Origin of the sequence: Afipia birgiae 34632 (genome assembly GCF_000308295.2) — a bacterium.
Lineage (GTDB): Bacteria > Pseudomonadota > Alphaproteobacteria > Rhizobiales > Xanthobacteraceae > Afipia > Afipia birgiae.
Genome location: NZ_HG326654.1, coordinates 569541 through 589712, shown reverse-complemented (window position 1 = coordinate 589712; position 20172 = coordinate 569541). Strand labels below are relative to the sequence as shown.

General features: G+C 61.8%; 19 protein-coding genes and 1 pseudogene. 12 read left to right on the top strand and 8 right to left on the bottom strand.

Annotated features, from left to right (window positions below; all coding sequences use genetic code 11):
- Positions 1-36 precede the first annotated feature (36 nt).
- The gene (locus BN32_RS21480; protein WP_019195952.1) at positions 37-1038 is read left to right on the top strand and encodes an extensin family protein; all 1002 of its coding nucleotides are present in this window, start codon (positions 37-39) and stop codon (positions 1036-1038) included.
- 45 nt (positions 1039-1083) lie between these two features.
- Here BN32_RS21480 and BN32_RS21475 read toward each other — a convergent pair whose 3' ends face one another.
- A complete protein-coding gene (locus tag BN32_RS21475; RefSeq protein WP_019195953.1) occupies positions 1084-1776 on the bottom strand; it encodes a L,D-transpeptidase in 693 nt (230 codons plus the stop codon).
- A gap of 601 nt (positions 1777-2377) precedes the next feature.
- Between BN32_RS21475 and BN32_RS21465 the strand changes: the two genes are divergently transcribed.
- On the top strand, positions 2378-3352 hold the full coding sequence (locus tag BN32_RS21465; protein WP_019195955.1) for a magnesium transporter CorA family protein: 975 nt from the start codon (positions 2378-2380) through the stop codon (positions 3350-3352).
- Positions 3353-3378: 26 nt separating this feature from the next.
- Here the strand turns inward: BN32_RS21465 and ligD are convergent, their stop codons facing one another.
- A complete protein-coding gene (ligD, locus tag BN32_RS21460; protein ID WP_040427174.1) occupies positions 3379-6042 on the bottom strand; it encodes a DNA ligase D in 2664 nt (887 codons plus the stop codon).
- 133 nt (positions 6043-6175) lie between these two features.
- On the opposite strand from ligD, the gene ku reads away from it, so the two are divergent.
- On the top strand, positions 6176-7048 hold the full coding sequence (ku, locus tag BN32_RS21455; protein ID WP_019195956.1) for a non-homologous end joining protein Ku: 873 nt from the start codon (positions 6176-6178) through the stop codon (positions 7046-7048).
- A gap of 2 nt (positions 7049-7050) precedes the next feature.
- Here the strand turns inward: ku and BN32_RS21450 are convergent, their stop codons facing one another.
- Positions 7051-7509 (bottom strand): MarR family winged helix-turn-helix transcriptional regulator, encoded by a 459-nt coding sequence (locus BN32_RS21450; protein WP_019195957.1) that lies wholly within the window; start codon positions 7507-7509, stop codon positions 7051-7053.
- A gap of 211 nt (positions 7510-7720) precedes the next feature.
- Here BN32_RS21450 and BN32_RS21445 point away from each other — a divergent pair, with 211 nt between their 5' ends.
- A complete protein-coding gene (locus BN32_RS21445) occupies positions 7721-8146 on the top strand; it encodes an organic hydroperoxide resistance protein (protein ID WP_019195958.1) in 426 nt (141 codons plus the stop codon).
- A 62-nt stretch (positions 8147-8208) separates the two neighbouring features.
- On the opposite strand, the gene BN32_RS21440 is transcribed toward BN32_RS21445, so the two are convergent.
- Together BN32_RS21440 and pdxH are read right to left on the bottom strand one after the other, a co-directional pair.
- Positions 8209-8973 (bottom strand): SDR family NAD(P)-dependent oxidoreductase, encoded by a 765-nt coding sequence (locus BN32_RS21440; RefSeq protein WP_019195959.1) that lies wholly within the window; start codon positions 8971-8973, stop codon positions 8209-8211.
- A 44-nt stretch (positions 8974-9017) separates the two neighbouring features.
- Positions 9018-9660, bottom strand: a pseudogene (pdxH, locus tag BN32_RS21435) (pyridoxamine 5'-phosphate oxidase).
- A 15-nt stretch (positions 9661-9675) separates the two neighbouring features.
- Between pdxH and BN32_RS21430 the strand changes: the two are divergent.
- The 5 genes from BN32_RS21430 (at position 9676) to BN32_RS21410 (ending at position 14866) form a co-directional block, all read left to right on the top strand.
- The gene (locus BN32_RS21430; RefSeq protein WP_082757413.1) at positions 9676-10197 is read left to right on the top strand and encodes an RT0821/Lpp0805 family surface protein; all 522 of its coding nucleotides are present in this window, start codon (positions 9676-9678) and stop codon (positions 10195-10197) included.
- A 249-nt stretch (positions 10198-10446) separates the two neighbouring features.
- The gene (locus tag BN32_RS21425) at positions 10447-11463 is read left to right on the top strand and encodes a DnaJ C-terminal domain-containing protein (protein ID WP_019195961.1); all 1017 of its coding nucleotides are present in this window, start codon (positions 10447-10449) and stop codon (positions 11461-11463) included.
- A gap of 796 nt (positions 11464-12259) precedes the next feature.
- Positions 12260-12550: a hypothetical protein gene (locus BN32_RS21420; RefSeq protein WP_019195962.1), complete on the top strand. Its 291-nt coding sequence runs from the start codon at positions 12260-12262 to the stop codon at positions 12548-12550.
- Positions 12551-12586: 36 nt separating this feature from the next.
- Positions 12587-13471: a DMT family transporter gene (locus BN32_RS21415; protein WP_040427171.1), complete on the top strand. Its 885-nt coding sequence runs from the start codon at positions 12587-12589 to the stop codon at positions 13469-13471.
- 123 nt (positions 13472-13594) lie between these two features.
- On the top strand, positions 13595-14866 hold the full coding sequence (locus BN32_RS21410; RefSeq protein ID WP_019195964.1) for a hemolysin family protein: 1272 nt from the start codon (positions 13595-13597) through the stop codon (positions 14864-14866).
- Between the two features lie 152 nt (positions 14867-15018).
- Here BN32_RS21410 and BN32_RS21405 read toward each other — a convergent pair whose 3' ends face one another.
- Positions 15019-15792 carry an anti-sigma factor family protein gene (locus BN32_RS21405; protein WP_019195965.1) on the bottom strand — a complete coding sequence of 258 codons (774 nt, stop codon included), beginning with the start codon at positions 15790-15792 and terminating at the stop codon, positions 15019-15021.
- Between the two features lie 218 nt (positions 15793-16010).
- Positions 16011-16502 carry a sigma-70 family RNA polymerase sigma factor gene (locus tag BN32_RS21400; RefSeq protein ID WP_019195966.1) on the bottom strand — a complete coding sequence of 164 codons (492 nt, stop codon included), beginning with the start codon at positions 16500-16502 and terminating at the stop codon, positions 16011-16013.
- Between the two features lie 181 nt (positions 16503-16683).
- Between BN32_RS21400 and fabI the strand changes: the two genes are divergently transcribed.
- The 3 genes from fabI (at position 16684) to aroC (ending at position 19414) form a co-directional block, all read left to right on the top strand.
- Entirely contained in the window at positions 16684-17505 is an 822-nt protein-coding gene (fabI, locus tag BN32_RS21395) for an enoyl-ACP reductase FabI (RefSeq protein WP_019195967.1), read from the top strand.
- A 110-nt stretch (positions 17506-17615) separates the two neighbouring features.
- Positions 17616-18215, top strand: coding sequence for a histidine phosphatase family protein (locus tag BN32_RS21390; protein WP_019195968.1), 600 nt, complete (start codon positions 17616-17618; stop codon positions 18213-18215).
- 116 nt (positions 18216-18331) lie between these two features.
- Positions 18332-19414, top strand: coding sequence for a chorismate synthase (gene aroC, locus BN32_RS21385; RefSeq protein WP_019195969.1), 1083 nt, complete (start codon positions 18332-18334; stop codon positions 19412-19414).
- Here the strand turns inward: aroC and BN32_RS21380 are convergent.
- Positions 19411-20163, bottom strand: coding sequence for a hypothetical protein (locus tag BN32_RS21380; protein WP_019195970.1), 753 nt, complete (start codon positions 20161-20163; stop codon positions 19411-19413). The genes aroC and BN32_RS21380 overlap by 4 nt on opposite strands.
- Positions 20164-20172: the final 9 nt, after the last annotated feature.

Here is a 20172-nt window from a genome sequence, read left to right as displayed (position 1 = left end):
TTTTGTTGGTGTGATCGGCTCCCCGAAGGGATTGGAATGAACTTTAGCGCGGACCACGCGGCCCGCAAATGGCCTTCTGACTGGTATGCCAACGGCTGGCTGCCGGTGCTCGCTATCTTGGCGTTTGCGGGGATCCTTACCTGCGCCGCTTCGGTGGAAGCAAATGTGCCGCTGCCGCGACCACGCCCGGCTGAAGCCCCGGCAAATGACAAGGCGCAGCAGGACGAGGGCGGTACAGCCGATCAGCCAGCACGCTTGCCGCAGCCCGGAGAGGCCAAACCGCCCGAACTTTCGGCCTGCAGGCAGGCGCTGACTGAGAGCATCGCCATTGCCCCCTCGATCCCGTCCATCAAGGGTCCCGGAGGATGCGGTGGCGAGGATCTCGTCCGGCTGGAGGCGATCGTGCTCTCACCGACCCAGCGGGTGACGCTGAAGCCTGCCGCGATCATGCGCTGTACGATGGCTGCCGCGGTCGCAGACTGGGTCCGGGCCGATATGGTGCCACTGGCGTCTGCGCTGGGCACCACGATCAGCGAACTGGATAACTTCGATTCATTCGAATGCCGTGGCCGCAATCGGGTCAAAAATGCGAAGCTTTCCGAACACGGGCTCGCCAATGCGCTGGACTTGCGCGGCATGAAATTCGCCAATGGCAATACGCTGTCATTGACCGATCGCACCGCGTCACGCGACATCCGTGAAAAGGTGCTGGCCTCGGTCTGCGCGCGATTTACCACCGTCCTTGGGCCAGGCTCGGACTGGTATCACGAAGATCACATCCATCTCGATCTCGCCCAGCGGCGCAACAACTACAAGCTCTGCCAGTGGGGTGTGTACGATCCGCTGCCGGCGGTTGCGCCATTGATGCCGGCTGTGCGGCCAGAGGAGGCTCCTCCGCGCCTCGCCGCCGAGGAGAAAGCCAAGTCCGACGAGTCTTCAGAGTATGTATCTCCGGCGGCTTCAAGCGGCGAGGGCGACAAGCCTGCGGCGCCCGCCAAGCCGCGCCGCAAGCTGTCTCGCCAGTCCAGTCGGCAATAAAAAAGCGCCGGACCAGCCGGCGCTTTTCAGACAAATGCTAAGCGATCAGAACGGTCGCGATCCGTCGCCCGCACCCTGCTGGGCCATCTTGGAGTTGTAGGGCGAGTCACCCTGCTTCGGATCAAGCACCACCACGACCGAGCCCTGCTTGGCGCGGCTGTAGAGATCGATAATATCCTCGTTGGTCAGGCGGATGCAGCCCGACGAGATCGATGCGCCGATATATTCCGGCTGGTTGGTGCCGTGAATGCGGAACAGGGTGTCGCGGTTGCCTTGATAGAGATAGAGCGCGCGGGCGCCGAGCGGATTGTCAGGACCGCCGGGCACTGACTGCGGCAGGCCTTCGATGCGCTTATGGATGTCTGCAGTCGGGGTCCACTTCGGCCATTCCTGCATGTTGCCGACGCGGGCAATACCGGAGAACGCAAGCGCTTCTTCGCCAACGGTAATGCCGTAGCGGATCGCCTTGCCGCCATCTAGGACGTAGTACAGGTAGTGATTGTCGGAATCCACGACGATGGACCCCGGCGTTTCCTTGCGATGATAGTTCACGATCGCGCGCCGGAACGGCTCGGCGACCGGGACCTTTTCATACTTCGCCTTGGCCAGAAGCTCCTTGTCCCGAGGCTTCAGGCTGGCTTCCGGAGACTTCTCGTAAGTGGTCGAGGTCGCCTGCATGCAGCCGGCAAGCGAAAGACCTGCGAGGAGAACGATAATTTTTGAGCCGAACGAGGACATTCCGAAGTTCCAATGGGCGCTGGGCGTGTCTTCACACCGAATCTAGTCGGAAGATGCTTCCGATTTCGTTACCCCTTATTTGCGCCGAAACGGGCCGTTTTTCCAGCGCTTCGGGAGCAATTTTGCTATGCAGCACGTCACCTGTGGCATTTGAGCCTCAGGGCGGGGGCGGAAAAACCAGAGCGTGCCCAAAACCGTGGCAGGCCTGTGGATTTGGCCCTTCAGAGGCCGTGAGCCGCCGCACCCCGAGCGCGTCCGAAATCGTATGGCGAATCGCACCAGGCACGGATCGTGCACTGCCATTTTGATCTATCCGCCAAACTCTTTCGGTCCGTCGGCGGAAAAGTCTGCCCTGCCGTCGATGCAGCGGATCGCCGCCGCCCTCGTCTGGATTAGCCGGGGCATCTGGATTTTATTCCTGATGCTGTCCCCCGTCGACCCGCACCCGGTTCGTCATTCCCTACATCGCTCAAGCCGTCTGTCGATTTGACCCAGCGTCTTCCTTCATGACGGTTGTATGTCTTGCCGCTGAAACGGAACGATTGCGCTTTGAGGGAAGATCGACGACACGTTAGTCGCCAAAAGATTCCGGGAGTCGTCTATGTTGTCGGTCTTCGTCCCCACTGCATCTTCCCTGAAGAAGTTCGACAAGGTCGAGGCTGACGCGCTCCCGCCCGATGCGATCTGGATTGACCTCAAGACGCCTTCGCCCGGCGAAGACAAGGCGGTCGAAAAGCTGGTCGGCATCGAAATCCCGACCCGCGAAGACATGCAGGAAATCGAGATTTCCAGCCGCCTCTATATCGAAAACAATGCGCGATACATGACCGCGACCCTTATGTGCGCGACTGACTCGGGCAATCCGCGCACCACGCCGGTGACGTTTATCCTGACCGATCATCGTCTCGTGACCGTGCGTTACGATGAGCCAAAACCATTCGCGCTGATCGCGGCGAAACTTGCGCGGACCTGTTCGCCTAGCATTACGGGAGACGGCGTTCTTCTGGAATTACTCGATGGTGTCATCGATCGCTGCGCAGATATCCTGGAACGCGCCGGCGCGGATGTGGACGCGGTTTCTTCGCAGATTTTCGAACCTTCGGCTGACCGCGGGCACGCGCGCACCTATTCGCAGATACTGCTCACTATCGGGAAGAAGGGTGACCTCACCTCGAAGGTCCGTGAGAGTCTCGTCTCGATCGGCCGGCTGATTTCCTTCGTGACTGTTGAGACCGACGCCGGGCGGTGGAGCAAGGAGCAAAAGGCTCAGTTCAAGACCCTGCAGCGCGACGTGTCATCACTGACCGATCACGCCTCGTATCTGTCGAACAAGATCACCTTCGTGCTCGACGCCATGCTCGGCGTCGTCAATCTTGAGCAGAACAACATTATCAAGCTGTTCTCGGTGATGGCGGTGGTGCTGATGCCGCCGACGCTGATCGCATCGATCTACGGCATGAACTTCAAGATGATGCCGGAGCTGGAGCATCCCTGGGGTTATCCGCTAGCGCTGACCGCAATGCTTATCGCAGCGATAGGGCCGTATCTGTTCTTCAAATGGAAGCGGTGGCTTTAAGACTCATCCCACTACCCAGCATCCAGCTACTTCGCAAGTTTCGCAATTGCGGCCTTGATTGATCGCGCAGCACTGTCGTAATTGGCCCATGCCTTCGTCTTCGCGAGCAGCGTCGGCACGGTGCGCAACGTATACTTCATCGGATCGAGGTCGCTGCGCACCTGCGCCCATGTCGTCGGCATCGACACCGGCGCACCGTCGCGTGCGCGGGGCGACAATGGCGCAACCGCCGTCGATGTCCGGTCGTTGCGCAGATAGTCGAGGAAGATTTTGCCCTCGCGCTGCTTCTTCGACATGTTGAGCAGGTAATGTTCGGGACTGTCCGCTGCCATCTGCTGGCACACGGCCTGCGCAAATGCCTTCGCTGTCTTCCAGTCGATCTTGTCCTTCTTGGCGTCCTTCAGCGGCGTGACGACATGCAGGCCCTTGCCGCCTGTGGTCTTGCAAAAACTTTCCAGCCCGAGATCCGTTAGTCGCTCACGCATCTCGCGTGCCGCGTCGACGACTGCAGAAAACGCGACGTTGGGCGAAGGATCGAGATCGAACACCAGCCGCCCAGGTACATCGGGCTCGTCCGGCGCGCAGTTCCAGGGATGCAGCTCGAGCCCCCCGATCTGTGCCACCGCGACAAGGCCTTCCACGCGATCGATCTGCACATATGGCTTCTTATCACCGGAGACCTTCACGAGATCGAGCAACTTCGACATGCCGGCCATGGCGTGACGCTGAAAGAATGTTTCGCCGCCGATGCCGTCCGGCGCACGAATGATCGAACAGGGCCGGCCATTGATATGCGCGATCAGCCAGTCGCCGACTTGCTCCATGTAATGGGCGAGGTCGAGCTTGGTGACGGGGGCGCCATCGCCGCCGTCGGGCCACATCGCCTTGTCCGGATTGGAGATCGTGACGCCCATGACGGTGTTGCCGCCACGCGAAGCTGCGCCGGGTGCCGCCGGAGTCTTGCCGTTCGTCTTTGCCGACAGCGTTGCGACATGAGTGTTGGCTGGCTTGTCTGCGGTTACCTCGCTGGCCGACTTGTCCTTGCGCAACCCCTTGAACGCAGCCTGACGGACCATGTTGTCTCCGGTCCAGCCGGCGAACTCGATCTCGGCCACGAGTTCAGGTTTCAGCCAGTGCACATCAGTGTCTTTTTTCGGTGCGTTCTCGCCTCCGAACGGGTTTCTGGCGGCGGCGTGGGCCTTCAGCTCAGGCATGATCCGCTTGACCGTCGCCTGTCCGTAGCCTGTGCCGACGACGCCGACATAGGCGAGGTGGCCGCTTCGCGGCACGCCGACCATCAGCGAGCGGAATTTGCCGCCGTTGCTTTTCCATCCGCCGATCACGACCTCATGTCCGGCGCGGACCTTCGCCTTGGTCCAGCTCTCCGAGCGTCCTGAACGATAGGGTGCGGTGACTTTCTTTGACACGATGCCCTCGAGCGACAGCGCGCGGGCGGATTCCATGATGGCGTTGCCGTTGGACTCGAAATGCTCGACGTAGCGGATGGTTCCCTCATTGCGCTTTCGCTTGCCGTCGAGCAGAAGCTGGAGCCGTTTCTTCCGGTCGGATAGCGGAAGCCGGCGCAAGTCTTCATCGCCCGCAAAGAGGAGGTCGAACGCGAAGAAGATCAGATTGTCCGTCCTCTCATCAGACAGCGCCGCCTGCAACGAGGCGAAACTCGGGCGGCCTTCGTGATCGAGCGCAACAACCTCGCCGTCGATGATGGCATCAGGAAGTTTCGCAGCCTGCTGGGCAATCGTGGAAAATTTCTCGGTCCAGTCGAGACCCTTGCGGGTTCGCAAAGAGACGTCGCCGTTTTCGATCCGCATCTGGACCCGATAGCCGTCGAACTTGATCTCGTGCACCCAGTTGCTGCTGGAGGGCGGATTTTCGACCGATGCGCACAACTGCGGCTCGACGAAATCGGGAAGTTTCTCAGCGCGCGCTTTGGGTTTTGCGTTTCTGGCGGCAGGCTTTTCTCTTGTGGCTGAAGTTCTGGCGTTTCCTTTTTTGCCGCGCTCGTCAGCCGCAAGGCCTTTGTTCGAATCCCATACGGCATCTGCAGCCGCGCGTTTGGATTTGCCCGTCATGAACGGCGTCGGGGTCCGGCCCTTGCCGGCAGCGATCTCGGCCATCGTACGGCCGGAAGCGACAGACGTGTCGTGGTCGAGAATATCGTTCGCCTTGCCTTCGCGGGCATATTCGTCGCGGTGCTTGATCAGCAGCCAGTTGGTGCGCTTGCCGCCGTTGCGGTCATGCTTCATTCGCACCAATACCCACTCGCCATGGAGCTTGCCGCCTTCCAGCGCGAATTTGAGGTCTCCTTTTTTGAAACCGCGTTCAGGATCGTCCGATAGCCAATAGCCGCGGTCCCATAGCTGCACGGTGCCGCCACCATACTGGCCTTTGGGAATGGTGCCTTCGAAATCGCCGTAGTCGAGCGGATGATCTTCCACCTCGACGGCGAGACGTTTGTCTTTCGGGTCGAGCGAAGGGCCGCGCGTCACGGCCCAGGACTTGAACACGCCGCCGAACTCCAGCCGCAGGTCATAATGCAGTCGTGTCGCATCATGCTTCTGAATCACAAACCGGCGTGCCTTGGCCGTTGCGATGGGTGTGCGACCGCTTGGCTCGGCCGTCTTGGTGAAATCACGTTTTGTTCGGTAAACCTTAAGCTTCTTTTGGGTCACGGCGAGGCATTCCCAACGGTGCAATAAACCCGGAACGATGTATCATGCGCCATCAGGCGGTCGTTCAGGAACCAAAACCTGCGGTTTCTGTTGAGGTTCCGTCACAGGTATGCGTTTGAGTTGGAGGTTGCCGATGTTGCCGCGTGCGTACTGGAAGGGTTCGCTGAAGCTGTCGCTGGTCACTTGCCCGGTGGCGCTCTATCCCGCCTCGACCACGGTTGAACGAACCCGCTTTCACATGATCAATACCGAAACCGGAAACCGGCTGAAGCAGCAGATGGTCGATTCTGAAACCGGCGAAGTGGTCGAGAAGGAACAGAAGGGCCGCGGCTACGAAGTCAGCAAGGGCGAATACGTCCAGATCGAGAAAGAGGAACTGGAAGCGGTTCAGCTCGAGAGCAACCACACCATCGACATCGACAACTTCGTCCCGCGTGACGAGATCGACCGCAGATATCTGGACAGTCCCTATTACATGGTTCCGGACGGTAATGCCGGCATCGATGCCTTTGCGGTGATCCGCGATGCGATGAAGGATCAGGATCGCGTGGCGCTTGCTCGCGTCGTGTTGTCAAATCGCGAACGCATCGTGGCGATCGAGCCGCTCGGCAAGGGCCTGATCGCAACCACGCTGCGATATGCCTATGAGGTGCGTAACGAGGAAGATTTCTTCGCCGACATCAAGACACCGAAAATCTCGAAGGACATGGTCGAACTCGCGGCGCATATTCTCGATAGCAAGGCGGCGAACTTCGACGCCTCCAAATTCGAGGACGAATACGAAAATGCGCTGAAGGCAATGGTTAAACAAAAGGCATCCGGCAAGACCATCAAGTCTGCCGAGAAGCCTGCGAAGGCTGACAACGTCATTAGTTTGATGGATGCTTTGAAGCAGAGCCTGAAGGGCAAGGCGCCTGCTCAGCGACCGGCGCGCGCGTCTCGTCCGGCGCCGCGTGCTGCAAAAAAAGCTGGCCGCTCGACAGCGCGTCAACGCAAGGCGGGTTAAGCTTACGCCGCCTGCGCGGCGAGCAGCTTTTCACGCAGCGCCTTGATATCGGCGGTCAGCTTCATCACTTCGGGGACCGTGATGTTGGTCGCGCAGCCGATCGCTTGCGGAATCTCGACCGCCTTCTGTTTCAATTCAGCGCCTTTTGGCGTCAATTGAATTCGCACTACCCGTTCGTCGTCTTGATCCCTTGTCCGGCGAACCATGCCCGCCGTCTCCAGTCGCTTGAGCATCGGTGTAAGTGTGCTCGATTCCAGCAACAACTTCTCACCGATCTCGCCGACCGTTCTGCCGTCCTTCTCCCACAGCACGGCCATCACCAGATACTGCGGATAGGTGAGCCCCAGCGGGTCGAGCAGGGGCTTGTACAGCCGCGTGAAGGCGTGCCCCGCCGAGTACAGGGCGAAGCAGACGAAATTGTCGATCTTCAACAGATCGTCCACCGTGAGGCGGGCGGCCATGGCTACTCCTCAAGTTGGTCCGGCGAGCGGACCGCTATTCCTATTTAAGGCGCGCGCGATTGAATCGCGCAACGCATTTACAGGGCTATTATGTGAAATATATATTGCGCGACTATATCGCGCACGATATAAATTGTCCTGTTCAGTTCCCGGGCGGGAGGCAGCGTAAGGTTGCTGGTCCGCCTCTCGAGTGAAACCCAAGGAGAAGTCCATGCCCACGAAAGTTCTCTACCGCACCCAGGCCACCGCAACCGGAGGCCGCGATGGCAAAGCCTCCACCACGGACGGCACGTTTCAGGTCAGCCTTTCGACCCCGAAGGAACTCGGCGGTGGCGGCGGGGCTGGCAACAATCCCGAACAGCTTTTCGCGGCCGGCTATTCGGCTTGCTTCATCGGCGCGATGAAGGCAGTCTCGGGTACAGTCGGCGTCAAGGTACCGGCGGATGCGACGGTGACGGCTGACGTCGGCATCGGCCCGCGCTCGGAAGGCGGCTTCGGCCTCGACGTCGCGCTGGCCGTGGCGCTGCCGGGCGTTGCCCGTGCCGACGCGGAAAAGCTGGTTGCCGCCGCACATCAGGTTTGCCCGTATTCCAACGCGACGCGTAACAACCTCGACGTCAAGATCACTGTCGTCTGATTTGCTGCGTCAATCGAACGAGAGAGCGGGGCCTTGGCTCCGCTCTTTTCGTTTGCGTGTTCTTACACGTGCTGGCCGCCGTTGATGTGGATCTCCGCGCCGTTCACGTAGGAGCTTGTCTCCGTGCACAACACGTAGATGATCTTCGCGACTTCATCCGGTGTTCCGAGACGATTCATCGGAATCTGCTCGTGCACGATCTTGTCCGTCCCCGGCGACAGGATCGATGTATCGATTTCGCCCGGCGCAATCGCATTGACGCGGACGCCGACGCGGCCGAAGTCGGCGGCCATCTCGCGCGTCAGTGATGCGAGCGCTGCTTTCGAAGTCGCATACGCCGCACCTGCAAATGGATGCACGCGCGAGCCGGCGATTGACGTGACGTTCACCACCGATCCCTTGGCCGCCTTCAATTCCTCGATCAGTCCGCGCGCCATCATGATCGGCGCGAAGAAATTCACGCGAAACACATGGCTCCAGGCATCGACGTCGGTGTCGATGGAGCCCATGCGCGCGCCGTTCTTGCCCTTCGGCGAAATCGCGGCGTTGTTGACCAGCGCGTGCAGTGCGCCACCGTCGAGCCGCTCGCGAATTTCATCGATGGCGCGTGCGGTGTCGTTGTGATCGGCGAGATCGACCTGGATATGGTCTTCCGGTCCGGCGCCCCACGGGCATTGTTCGGGAAATGGATGTCGCGAGCAGGTGATGACGCGCCAACCAGCGCTGGAAAACCGGATCACGGTGGCGTGGCCGATGCCGCGGCTGGCACCGGTCAGCAGCAAGGTGCGCTTGGGCGCGTTGGAATCGGTAGGTGTTGAAGTCGGCATGGATAAGGGTCTCGCCTTCGGCGTTCGCGTTTACAAAATATCGGTCAGGGATAGAGCCGTGTCTTGCTCCATTCGGCATCGGGAGCGGCGCGCGTGAATGTGATGCGGTCGTGCAGGCGGAACGGGCGGTCGTGCCAGAACTCGAACGCCTGCGGCGCGATGCGCCAGCCGCTCCAGGCCGGGGGGGCGGGGGACCTCACCGATGGCATACTTCGCGGTGTTGAGCGCGATGGCCTTTTCGAACGCCATCCGGCTTTCCAGCGGCTGCGACTGCTTGCTGGCCCAGGCGCCGATCTGCGCCTGCTTCGGCCGGGTGGCGAAATAGGCATCGGCCTCGGCGTCGGTGACCCGGCTCACGGTGCCGCGGATGCGGACCTGCCTGCGCAACGATTTCCAATGGAACAGCAGTCCGGCCTTGGGGGTGGCGGCGAGCTCGCGGCCCTTGGCGCTGTCGGTATGGCTGTAGAACACGAACCCGGCGGTATCGAAACCCTTCAGCAGCACCATGCGCACATCGGGGAGCCCGTCCGGGTCCACGGTCGCCAGCGCCATGGCGTTGGGATCGTTCGGCTCGGACTTCACCGCCTCGGCAAACCACACCGCAAAAAGCCCAAAGGGCTCGTCGGCGGCAGTGAAATCACCGGAAATTAACTCGGCTGGGGTTTTGATGGAGTGTGGACTGTTCATGTCTGGAGTATCCGGTTGCGTATCCTGGCGCCCCTTCGTGCCAAGCCTGTTCTCGAGCGTTCCCTATATAGGGTACGCGAGGGCCGCGGCCTATCGCCGATCGGGCGGCTGATCGCGGCCGCATCGCTGGTGGCTGTGGGATGCTCCGCTGGCGGTTGCAGTATGGGCACGATGTTCAGCAAGGAGCCCAAGAAGGATGATGCCTTGGACGTCACCGGCTCCATCGGCCCGATCCTGCGGTCTCACGATGACACCAATCTTACCGACACCGACCTGGCTCTGGCCCGGAACGCCGCCTCCGACGTGCTGACCCGGGGGCAGAAGGACGTCAGCCAGCCCTGGGAAAACCCCGAGACCGGCGCGCGCGGCTCGGTCACGCCGCTGGCCTCGACCTTTACCTCCGAGGGCCGGACCTGCCGGGATTTCCTGGCGAGCTATGTACGCGGCACCAATGAAGGCTGGCTGCAGGGCGAAGCCTGTCAGCAGAACAAGGGCGCCTGGGAAATCCGCCATATGAAGCCCTGGAAGCGAAGCTAAAGGCGCAGCCAGTAGATTGAACGCACGGCCAGAATCGCCGCGCTATCGCAGTTTTGACACCGCCAGTGGAGTGGATTTGACATTCGCTAACTGCCGACGCCGAGCGCTGCGAAGCGAATGTCAAATCCAAAACTCCACTGGAAACTTATACTTGCTAGTGGTGAAACCCGTTGCAGGATTGTCACGAAAACCCCACATCAGGGCAAAGGGCCGCTCGGTCCTCACCTGAATTCCAAGGAGACCTGACGAATGCGCGACCCCTATGAGGTCCTGGGGGTGCAGCGGGGTGCCAGTTCTGCGGCGATCAAGAGCGCGTTCCGCAAGCTCGCCAAGAAGCACCATCCCGATGCCAACAAGGGCGACCCGAAAGCGGCCGACCGCTTTGCCGAATTGAACACTGCGAATGAAATCCTTGGCGACGAGGACAAGCGCAAGCAGTTCGATCGCGGCGAGATCGACGCCGAGGGCAAACCGAAGTTTCAGAGTTTTGAAAGCGGCTTCCCCGGAGGCGGCGGCGGACGCCGCGCGGGTGCGGGTGGCTTCGAATACTCGTTCCGCACCGGCGGAAATCCCGGCGGGCCGGGCGCGGGCGGTTATGCCAGCGGCGGTGCGTTTGAAGACATTCTCAAGAGCATGTTCGGCGGTCAGGCCGGCGCAGGAATGGGAGGCGGTTCCGGCGGTCCGCGCGGTGGCGCGGGCACGTTCGAGTACGACGCCCCGTTTGCGGCCGATCTCGATCTCAACGTCACCATGAGCGTTGCGCTCGAGGAGGCGGTGCAGGGCGCGACGCGGCGTGTGCGGCTGCCGACCGGCAAGGAACTGAACGTCAAGATTCCGGCGGGCGTCACGGCCGGCCAGCAGATCCGTCTCAAGGGACAGGGCGAAACCGCGCCCGGTCATCGCCCTGGCGACGTGCTGATCACCGTGAACATCGCGCCGCATCCGTACTTCAAGGTTGATGGCAACGATCTGCGGCTCGAACTGCCGATCACGCTGTATGAAGCCGTGCTCGGCGCCAAGGTGCGGGTGCCGACGCTCGACGGCGCAGTGCAGCTGTCGATTCCGAAGAACACGTCATCGGGCCGCACGTTCCGCCTCAAGGGCAAGGGCATGCCGATCAAGGGCGTTTCGGGAGCGGACGGTGCGGGCGATCTATTCGCGACCACGCGCATCGTCCTGCCGGACGCCAACGACGCGGAGCTTGAAGCGCTGATGGAAAAATGGCGCGCCGAGCATCCGGCGAATCCGCGCAGCGATTTCGAGTGAGGGTGTCGCTTCACTCCCTACAGTTGCTCGCACTCGACATGCTGCTCGCGTGATCTCTCTCCGGTCGTCTCCGCGCAAGCGGGGACCCATACTTCCTAAGCTCTCGATTTGAGGGGATGCTGGAGCGATCTTCTTGCTGCTATCACGATACTCGGTGGTTATGGGTCCCCGCTTGCGCGGGGACGACGATTGAGTGCGATGCGATAGCGTGCGTCACTTCGACTTCCGAATTCAATTTTCAAACAGCGTGCGCGCGTGGGATTTGCCCCATTCGCGCCAGCGAAAGACGCGCGTCATCGCTCCCGCGCATGAACGCGCGAGGTGGGCTTTCAATCGCGCCCCCTCGCAACAACGAGGGGCATGGAGCGCCGCGCGGCGCAAATGTGTTGTTTCGCTTCCCGTGCGAAGGGAAGCGCGTCGCCTCACGGCGCTCCATCAGCGGCGATTTTGGGCGAGGGGAGCGTGCTTCCGGGACAGGACAAGCGCGACACGCGCCCCGATCCGGCTGGCTTTCGCCGGCCTTCATCCTGTCCGCGTCCAGCTCTCGATGAGCAGAGCCACATAGTTGGCCCGGACGCTGACCCCAGCCTCCCGGACGGCGTGTGTGCGAGACACGCGCGCGGGCGCCGCATCCTGCTCCGCTTCAAAAGCGCCCTCGAGAAGCGCCCCTCACGAACAGGACAATAGGAATATAATCATATACTGTTGCTTTGTCAAATCTGCCGGCTGGCTGCGGGAAAGTTCCGTTGTGGAATGATATTTACAAGTGGTGGCAATCGGGGGGCGGAATACCCATATGTTGATCATGACCAGCAAATCGCAGACCAAGCCGCAAACTCCCGAACAACTGGCCCGCCTCGAAAAGCAGCGTCTGGCCAAGATCGAGGGCGCACAGGCTCTCGCCCAGGTCGACAAGGAATATGTCGACGTCCGCAGGAACATGGAGCGCCTGAAGGCGCTGCGGCTGGCGAAGGAGGCGCACGACGCCGCCAATCCGCCACCGGTGGAGCCGAAAAAGAAAAAGGCCGCTCCGAAGAAGCTGGCCATCGTCAAGGCAACCGAGCCGGAAGCCGTCACCGGCGAATAAAGCCGAATCACGTCGACCGGTCGTAACATCGCATCCATGGGTAACTCACATGGCCACTCGCGATGGATCGGTGTCGCTTGTCTTGGGATCACAGCGTTAGGGTGGGGCCTGAACTGGCCTTTCATGAAGCTGTTGCTGCGCGAATTGCCGCCGTTGTCCGCGCGCGGACTGGCGGGCGTCACTGCATCTCTCATTCTGGCAATTGTCGCGCTGGGCCGTCATGAGCGATTGAGCGTGCCGCGCGAAGCCATCCCGTGTCTGCTGTTCGCGACATTCACCAATGTCATTGCCTGGATGGGCTTTGGCACCGTCGCCATGAAATGGGTCAGCGTGAGCGAAGGCGCGCTGCTGGCTTACACGATGCCGATCTGGGCGACGCTGTTTGCATGGCCGCTGCTGGGAATGCGGCCGACGCTTCGCAATGTTGTCTCCCTGTGTCTCGGAATCATCGGGATCGTGATCCTGTTCGGCGGGGAAGGATTCACTTTCACTTATGAGAAGCTGGCCGGCGCCTCGCTGGCGCTCTCGGCTGCAATCCTTTTTGCACTCGGCAATGTCATCAATCGCGCGCCGATACCGGTGCCGCCGGTTGCGCTTGTGGCATGGCAGGTCGGGCTCGGTTGCCTTGCGATGCTCATCTTCGGCCTGTTGTTCGAGATACCGGATTTTCAGACGGTGTCGTTCACAGGCTGGGCGCTGATCGTCTACATGACGATCATTCCGATGGGTGTGTGTTACCTCACCTGGTTCGAAACCTTGCGCCGCCTGCCTCCTGCGACCGCATCCACCGGCATGTTGCTGGTTCCCGTCATCGGCGTGGTGTCCGCCGCTGTGATGGTGGGCGAACCACTCGGGATCAAGGAAGTGCTGGCGATGGCGTTCACGCTGGGCGGTGTCACACTGGCGCTGCAGCGGGCTTGATCGCTGATATGCGGATATTTCCCCGTGTCACACGGCCTGCGGCGATGGCGATGCTGCATGTGAGCTATCGGCATGCTATCACTCGGCGCCAGTGGTTAGAGTATTTTACCGCAAAGGAACAACTTGTTACTTGAACTTGGAATTGTCGCCGTTCTCATTGTCATCAACGGCCTGCTCGCGATGTCGGAGCTTGCCATTGTGTCTTCCCGCCCGGCGCGGTTAACCGGCCTGGTTGAAAAGGGTGTGAGCGGATCGCGGCGTGCGCTCGCTTTGGCATCCGATCCCGGAAAATTTCTCTCCACCGTCCAGATCGGCATCACGCTCGTTGGCGTGCTCTCGGGTGCGTTCTCCGGTGCGACGCTCGGCGCGCGCCTGTCCGCGTGGCTGATGAGTGCCGGATGGTCGCAAGGCGTCGCCGATGCAGTTGGTGTCGGCGTCGTCGTCACGCTGATCACATATGCCTCACTCATCGTCGGTGAACTCGTGCCGAAGCAGATCGCGCTGCGCGATCCGGAAGCGGTGGCCGTGAAGGTCGCGCCGGCCATGGTCGTGCTTGCGAAGGTGTCGCTGCCGCTGGTGTGGGTTCTCGATCGCTCGGGCAAGGCCCTGCTCTGGATGCTCGGCCATCGCGGCGACGCCGAGGAGAAAGTGAGCGAAGAGGAAATTCATACGCTCGTGGTGGAAGCGGAGAATGCCGGGGTGCTCGAACCCGGCGAGAAGGAAATGATCGCAGGCGTGATGCGGCTCGGCGATCTTCCGGTCGGTGCGGTGATGACGCCGCGCCATGAGGTCGCCATGATCAACCTGTCGGAGCCGCCCGAAGCGATCCGCTTCGCGTTCAAGCAAAGTTCGCACTCCCGCCTGCCGGTGTTCGACGGCGAGGAAACGCTCGGCATCGTACAGGCCAAGGATATGCTGGATGCGTATCTTTCGGGCAAGGAGCCCGACATTCGCGACCTGATCCGGGAAGCGCCGGTGATTCCGGAAACCGTCGACGCGCGCGACGTGGTCGCGATTCTTCGCGACTCTCCGGTTCACATGGGACTGGTGCACGACGAGTACGGCACGTTTCAGGGCGTCGTCACCAGCGCCGACATTCTCGAATCCATCGTCGGCAGCTTTCACACCGAGGAGGGACCGGCCGAACCGGCTTTCGTCAAGCGCGACGACGGCTCGTATCTCGTCTCGGGATGGATGCCGGCGCTGGAGTTCGCGCGCCTGCTCGACATTGCGTTGCCCGCATCGCGCCCCTACCAGACATGCGCCGGTTACCTGCTCGAAAAATTCGGCGCGATTCCGTCGGTGGGCCAGGGCATCAGCGCGGATGGCTGGCGGTTCGAGGTGGTCGATCTCGACGCTCGCCGCATCGACAAGGTGCTGGCCAGCAAGGAATAAGGAGAAGCGCGTCATTGCGAGCCACCGGGTCGGCGCAGAGCGCCGCCCGATGACAGGCTACGCGAAGCAATCCAGAAGTAATACGCTAGACTGGATTGCTTCGTCGCAAGTGCTCCTCGCAATGACGGCTTTCTATGACAGTCGCTTGCTGGTTACAGTCCGGCCTTCTCGTTCTGGTCGTAGACCATCTGCGCGACCTGCGTGAGGCGGTCGCGGTCGGCGCTTCCGCTCACCACATAACCGACGCCGCGATCGGCCCAGAACAACGCGCCGTTGCCGCCGTTGCTGGCGTAGCGCATCTGCGTCGTTTCGGTCTTGGCGCGCGATGCATAGATCGTAAACCGTTCGCCTGACGCGGTCTCATACATCAGGAACGCGGCAGGACCGGTCGGGCCGGGCAGCAGCCGCCCGCCGACCAGCTTCAGTCCGGTCGCATCGAGTTCGGGCGCACGAACCTCGTAACCGCAGCGCTTCGACAGCCACTGCTGAAGATGCGCACGCTCGCTGCCCGCCACTTCCACCGGATGGCGCACCTCGACCACATAAAGCTTGTGCGCATCGAGCGCGTCGCCGGTGAAGTGCGCGAATGTCGATGTCGTTGTGTTCGTGCCGCGGGCAACCCAGCCGACGCCGCCGCCAACGGCGAACGCCAGCAGGAACGCGGCGATGGCGCCCATCATCCAGCGGCGCGGCGGCCGCGACAACTGATCGACCGAGAGGCGAGGCGGCACCGGCTCGTCCGCAACCGCAGCGTATTTCGCATGCAGCGCGTCGCTCATCGTGCGCCATGATGTCACCCGCGCCGCGTCGTCGGGATGAGCCGCGAGCCACGCCTCGACCGCCACGCGCCGCTCCGCGGGGAGTTCGTTGTCCACGTAGGCGTGAAGCTCGTCCTCGGTGACGGGAATGTTGTGGTCGTCGGTCATTGGCGGTGTCTCTCGTCTTCAGTATCTTGCGGCAGCACTGGCATCATGTTCGCGCATAAGTGGGGTGGAGGTTACGCAAGGTACAGAGTTTACCTCCACCCCGCGCGCCGATCGCATGGCGTTCAGCGCGCCACCCTCTCCAGACGGGAGAGGGAGAAGAAAGCGGGTCTCCCCATTCATCGCGCATCAAGTCCATTTCGCTCGTCCCCTGTCGTGTCTCACTTCACTCGCCGTAGCGCCGGGCGTTCGCCCTCGATGACGGCCCTTACGTGTGCCCGCGCACGGGCGAGCCGCGACATCACCGTGCCGATCGGCACACCCTGAATGTCGGCAACGTCGCGGTAACTCAGACCTTCCAGCACCACCAGCAGCAGAACCGCGCGCTGGTCTTCTGCCAGCGTGGCGAGCGCGCGGGAAATGTCGCGGCCTTCGGCCTCGGTGCCGGAGGCGTCGGCGGTGGTGTCGTGCAATTCCATCATCGCCGGCTGCCGCGCCAGCGAGCGGCGGCGGTTGCGGTTCAGGTTGGTCAGGATCGTGTAAAGCCAGGCGCGCAGATCACCGCCCAGGAACAGCTTCTCCGAGCGCAGCGCCCGCACCAGCGTGTCCTGCACCAGATCATCGGCAATGTCCGAATCCCGCGCCAGCGCGCGAGCGTAGCGCCGCAGGGCCGGGATCATGGTCTCGACGCTATGGCGGAAATCGTTGCTCATCCAGGGCCCGTGCGGTGCGGCGGCGCATTTGCCGTTCTACTCTGAAAAACACCGCAAACAGGGGAGTATTCCGGCGGTTTTGCCCGTTATGGTTAGGGCTGGGCCGCTTGTCCGGCTTGAACGGCCTTGGAGCCTATGTCATGAGGGGCGTCCCTTCACGCGACAATCTGGACTTGGTTTGATGGCTGAAAATATGGGCCTGATGCGCGGCAAGCGCGGCGTTATCCTCGGTGTGGCGAACAACCGCTCGATTGCCTACGGGATCGCGAAATCGTGCCGCGATCAGGGCGCGGAACTCGCGTTCACCTGGCAGGGCGATGCGCTGAAAAAGCGCGTTGAGCCGCTGGCGAAGGAACTCGGCGCGATCACGCTCGGCCATTGCGACGTCACCGATCCGGCGACCATCGACGCGGTGTTCGCGGAAGTGAAGAAGCAGTGGGGCAAGATCGATTTCGTCGTCCACGCCATTGCGTTCGCGGACAAGGATCAGCTCGACGGCCGCTATCTCGAGACCACGCAGGAGAACTTCACCAACTCCATGCTGATCTCGTGCTACTCGCTGACCGCGATCACCCAGCGCGCCGAACACCTGATGACCGACGGCGGCTCGATCCTGACGCTGTCCTATTACGGCGCGGAAAAGTGGATGCCGCATTACAACGTGATGGGCGTCGCCAAGGCCGCGCTGGAAGCCAGCGTGCGCTATCTCGCAGCCGACCTCGGCGAGAAGAACATCCGCGTCAACGCCATCTCGGCGGGACCGATCAAAACGCTCGCGGCATCGGGCATCGGCGATTTTCGTTACATCCTGAAGTGGAACGAGGCCAACGCGCCGCTGCGCCGCAACGTGACGCAGGAAGAGGTTGGCGACAGCGCGATGTATCTGCTGTCCGACCTGTCGCGCGGCGTCACCGGCGAGGTGCATCACGTCGATTCCGGCTATCACGTCACCGGCATGAAGCGCCCCGAGGCGCCGGACATCTCGCTGGGCGGCAAGGACTAAAAGACCGTCGTCATTGCGAGCGAAGCGAAGCAACCCAGACTGCAAAAAACTGGATTGCTTCGTCGCTGACGCTCCTCGCAATGACGGCTTGAATTCAGGGCTTTCATTCCATGCCATCTCCCACCGTTTACTTCGTCCGTCACGGCCAGACCGAATGGAATGCCGCGGGCCGCTTTCAGGGCACGCAGGACATTCCGCTGAACGATCTGGGCAAGGAGCAGGCGATCCGCTCCGGCGAGCTGCTGGTCGATATCCTCGCGCGCGACTCCCATATCCCGGCGAAGATGCCGTTCGTGTCGTCACCGCTCGGCCGCGCGCGCAACACGATGGAGTTGCTGCGCGCCGCGCTCGGCGTGCCGCCGCATGACTATGAACTCGACGATCGGCTGCGCGAGATCGGCTACGGCCACTGGGAAGGCTCGACCTTGCCGCAGATGGAGTTGTCGCATCCCGAGGTCTTCGCGGAGCGCCAGATCGACAAGTGGGGCGTGCCGCCGCCGGGCGGCGAGAGCTATGCCTCGGTCACCATCCGCATGCGTGACTGGTACGACTCGCTGATTCAGGACACGGTGGCGGTGTCCCATGGCGGCTCGATGCGGGCGCTGCTGGTGGCGCTCGATGTCGAGACGCCGGTCGGCGCGGCGGAGCTGACCGTCGAGCAGGGCGTGGTCTATGTTTTTGCGGGCGGGCAGGTCACGAAACATAGTTAATGCTTCCTTAACGTGACACTTTAAGCGCCTCGCATTTGACCCTAACGGGGCCGCGCGTTACGACTTTACGTCAATTGTCGCGAATAGGGCCCCAGCGGCCCATCGGGTATTTTCCTATGTCCTTCAACACCTTCGGCCACATGTTTCGCGTCACGACCTTCGGCGAAAGCCATGGGCCTGCGCTGGGCTGCGTGGTCGACGGCTGCCCGCCGCAGATCCCGCTGACGGTTGAAGAGATTCAACTGGATCTTGATCGCCGCCGGCCCGGCCAGTCGCGGTTCACGACCCAGCGGCAGGAAGCCGATCAGGTCAAAATCCTGTCCGGCGTGATGGACACCGACAAGGGCCAGGTCACCACCGGCACGCCGATCGCGCTGATGATCGAGAACACCGACCAGCGCTCGAAGGACTATTCCGAGATCAAGGACAAGTTTCGTCCGGGGCACGCCGACTTCACCTATGAGGCGAAGTACGGCCTGCGCGACTATCGCGGCGGAGGGCGCTCATCAGCGCGCGAGACCGCGGCGCGTGTCGCGGCTGGTGCCGTTGCGCGCAAGATCATGCCCGACGTGAAGGTGCGCGGTGCGCTGGTGCAGATGGGTCCGCACAAGGTCGATCGCGCGGCATGGGATTGGGATGAGGTCGGCCGCAATCCATTTTTCTGTCCCGACAAGGCCAAGGCCGAATTCTTCGCTGAGTATCTCGACGACATCCGCAAGCGTGGTTCATCCATCGGCGCGGTGATCGAGGTTGTTGCCGAGGGCGTGCCGGCCGGACTGGGCGCTCCAATCTATGGCAAGCTCGACAGCGATCTCGCGCTGGCGCTGATGAGCATCAACGCGGTGAAGGGCGTCGAGATCGGCGCCGGCTTTGGCGCGGCCGAACTGCACGGCGAGGACAACGCCGACGAGATGCGCATGGGCAATAACGGTCCGGTGTTTCTGTCCAACCATGCCGGCGGCATTCTCGGCGGCATCTCGACCGGGCAGCCGGTGGTGGCGCGCTTTGCCGTGAAGCCGACATCGTCGATCCTGACGCCTCGCCGCACCATCGACAAGTCCGGTGCGGACACCGACATCATGACCAAGGGCCGCCACGATCCCTGTGTCGGCATCCGCGCGGTGCCGGTGGGCGAGGCGATGATGGCCTGCGTGATCGCCGATCACCTGCTGCGTCATCGCGGACAGGTCGGCAGCTAATTGTCTCGATAGGATTGCTTCAGTCCGTACGTCAGGACGAGCAGGGTAATCCACAGCCGCAACATCGCGAAGCTGAAGATAAACACGAAGAAGATAAGGTTTTTGACGAAGTGGCCGTGCGGCGCCGATTGCCCGTAAATCCAGATCGCATGGCGCACCAGTCCCTGGACGAAGCCTAGTCCGATATAGATTGCGCCAAGTATAACAATAGTGGCGCCGATCCAGACAAAACGTCGTCCCAGTTCTTTCACCGCGGAGAAGAAGCTGACGGCGCCGTTGTTCGCGTCCGCGCCGACGATCATCAGCAGCACCAGGGCGGCTACCGTGGCGCTCCAAAATTTACCGATCACCGTGAACTGGTCGAATGCCATGCCGTCGACGCCGAGCATCATGTTCGGTGCGAATGTTTTGTATCCGGCGAAGAGAACGGCGGTCGCTGCAGCCAGCATCAGCAAAATGATCCGGCCGAGGACGCCGCGCGACAACTTGAACTGTTCAAGGAAGGTCAGCGCGCCGAGGCCGGTTTGACCGTCTGCGAGCTCAATCGACCGCTGTGCCACCAGCACGAATGCGAGCAAAACGGAGATGTTCGCCACGATGATCGCGGGCAATGCGACCGGGCCCCCGCCATAGGCGAGGACACGCATGGCGGCGGCGAGCACCAGCCACGGCAGGGCTTCGAGAAAGCGAAACGGTCCGAACGAGGTGTTCGGGCGGGTCAGATGCTCGCGGCGAAGGGCAATGGTCATCCGGCCAGC

Bases quoted from the DNA above. Each gene is read 5' to 3' on its own strand.
- BN32_RS21480 (WP_019195952.1), top strand. From the start codon at position 37: ATGAACTTTAGCGCGGACCACGCGGCCCGCAAATGGCCTTCTGACTGG.
- BN32_RS21475 (WP_019195953.1), bottom strand. From the start codon at position 1,776: ATGTCCTCGTTCGGCTCAAAAATTATCGTTCTCCTCGCAGGTCTTTCG.
- BN32_RS21465 (WP_019195955.1), top strand. From the start codon at position 2,378: ATGTTGTCGGTCTTCGTCCCCACTGCATCTTCCCTGAAGAAGTTCGAC.
- ku (WP_019195956.1), top strand. From the start codon at position 6,176: ATGTTGCCGCGTGCGTACTGGAAGGGTTCGCTGAAGCTGTCGCTGGTC.
- BN32_RS21450 (WP_019195957.1), bottom strand. From the start codon at position 7,509: ATGGCCGCCCGCCTCACGGTGGACGATCTGTTGAAGATCGACAATTTC.
- BN32_RS21445 (WP_019195958.1), top strand. From the start codon at position 7,721: ATGCCCACGAAAGTTCTCTACCGCACCCAGGCCACCGCAACCGGAGGC.
- BN32_RS21440 (WP_019195959.1), bottom strand. From the start codon at position 8,973: ATGCCGACTTCAACACCTACCGATTCCAACGCGCCCAAGCGCACCTTG.
- BN32_RS21425 (WP_019195961.1), top strand. From the start codon at position 10,447: ATGCGCGACCCCTATGAGGTCCTGGGGGTGCAGCGGGGTGCCAGTTCT.
- BN32_RS21420 (WP_019195962.1), top strand. From the start codon at position 12,260: ATGTTGATCATGACCAGCAAATCGCAGACCAAGCCGCAAACTCCCGAA.
- BN32_RS21415 (WP_040427171.1), top strand. From the start codon at position 12,587: ATGGGTAACTCACATGGCCACTCGCGATGGATCGGTGTCGCTTGTCTT.
- BN32_RS21405 (WP_019195965.1), bottom strand. From the start codon at position 15,792: ATGACCGACGACCACAACATTCCCGTCACCGAGGACGAGCTTCACGCC.
- BN32_RS21400 (WP_019195966.1), bottom strand. From the start codon at position 16,502: ATGAGCAACGATTTCCGCCATAGCGTCGAGACCATGATCCCGGCCCTG.
- fabI (WP_019195967.1), top strand. From the start codon at position 16,684: ATGGCTGAAAATATGGGCCTGATGCGCGGCAAGCGCGGCGTTATCCTC.
- BN32_RS21390 (WP_019195968.1), top strand. From the start codon at position 17,616: ATGCCATCTCCCACCGTTTACTTCGTCCGTCACGGCCAGACCGAATGG.
- aroC (WP_019195969.1), top strand. From the start codon at position 18,332: ATGTCCTTCAACACCTTCGGCCACATGTTTCGCGTCACGACCTTCGGC.
- BN32_RS21380 (WP_019195970.1), bottom strand. From the start codon at position 20,163: ATGACCATTGCCCTTCGCCGCGAGCATCTGACCCGCCCGAACACCTCG.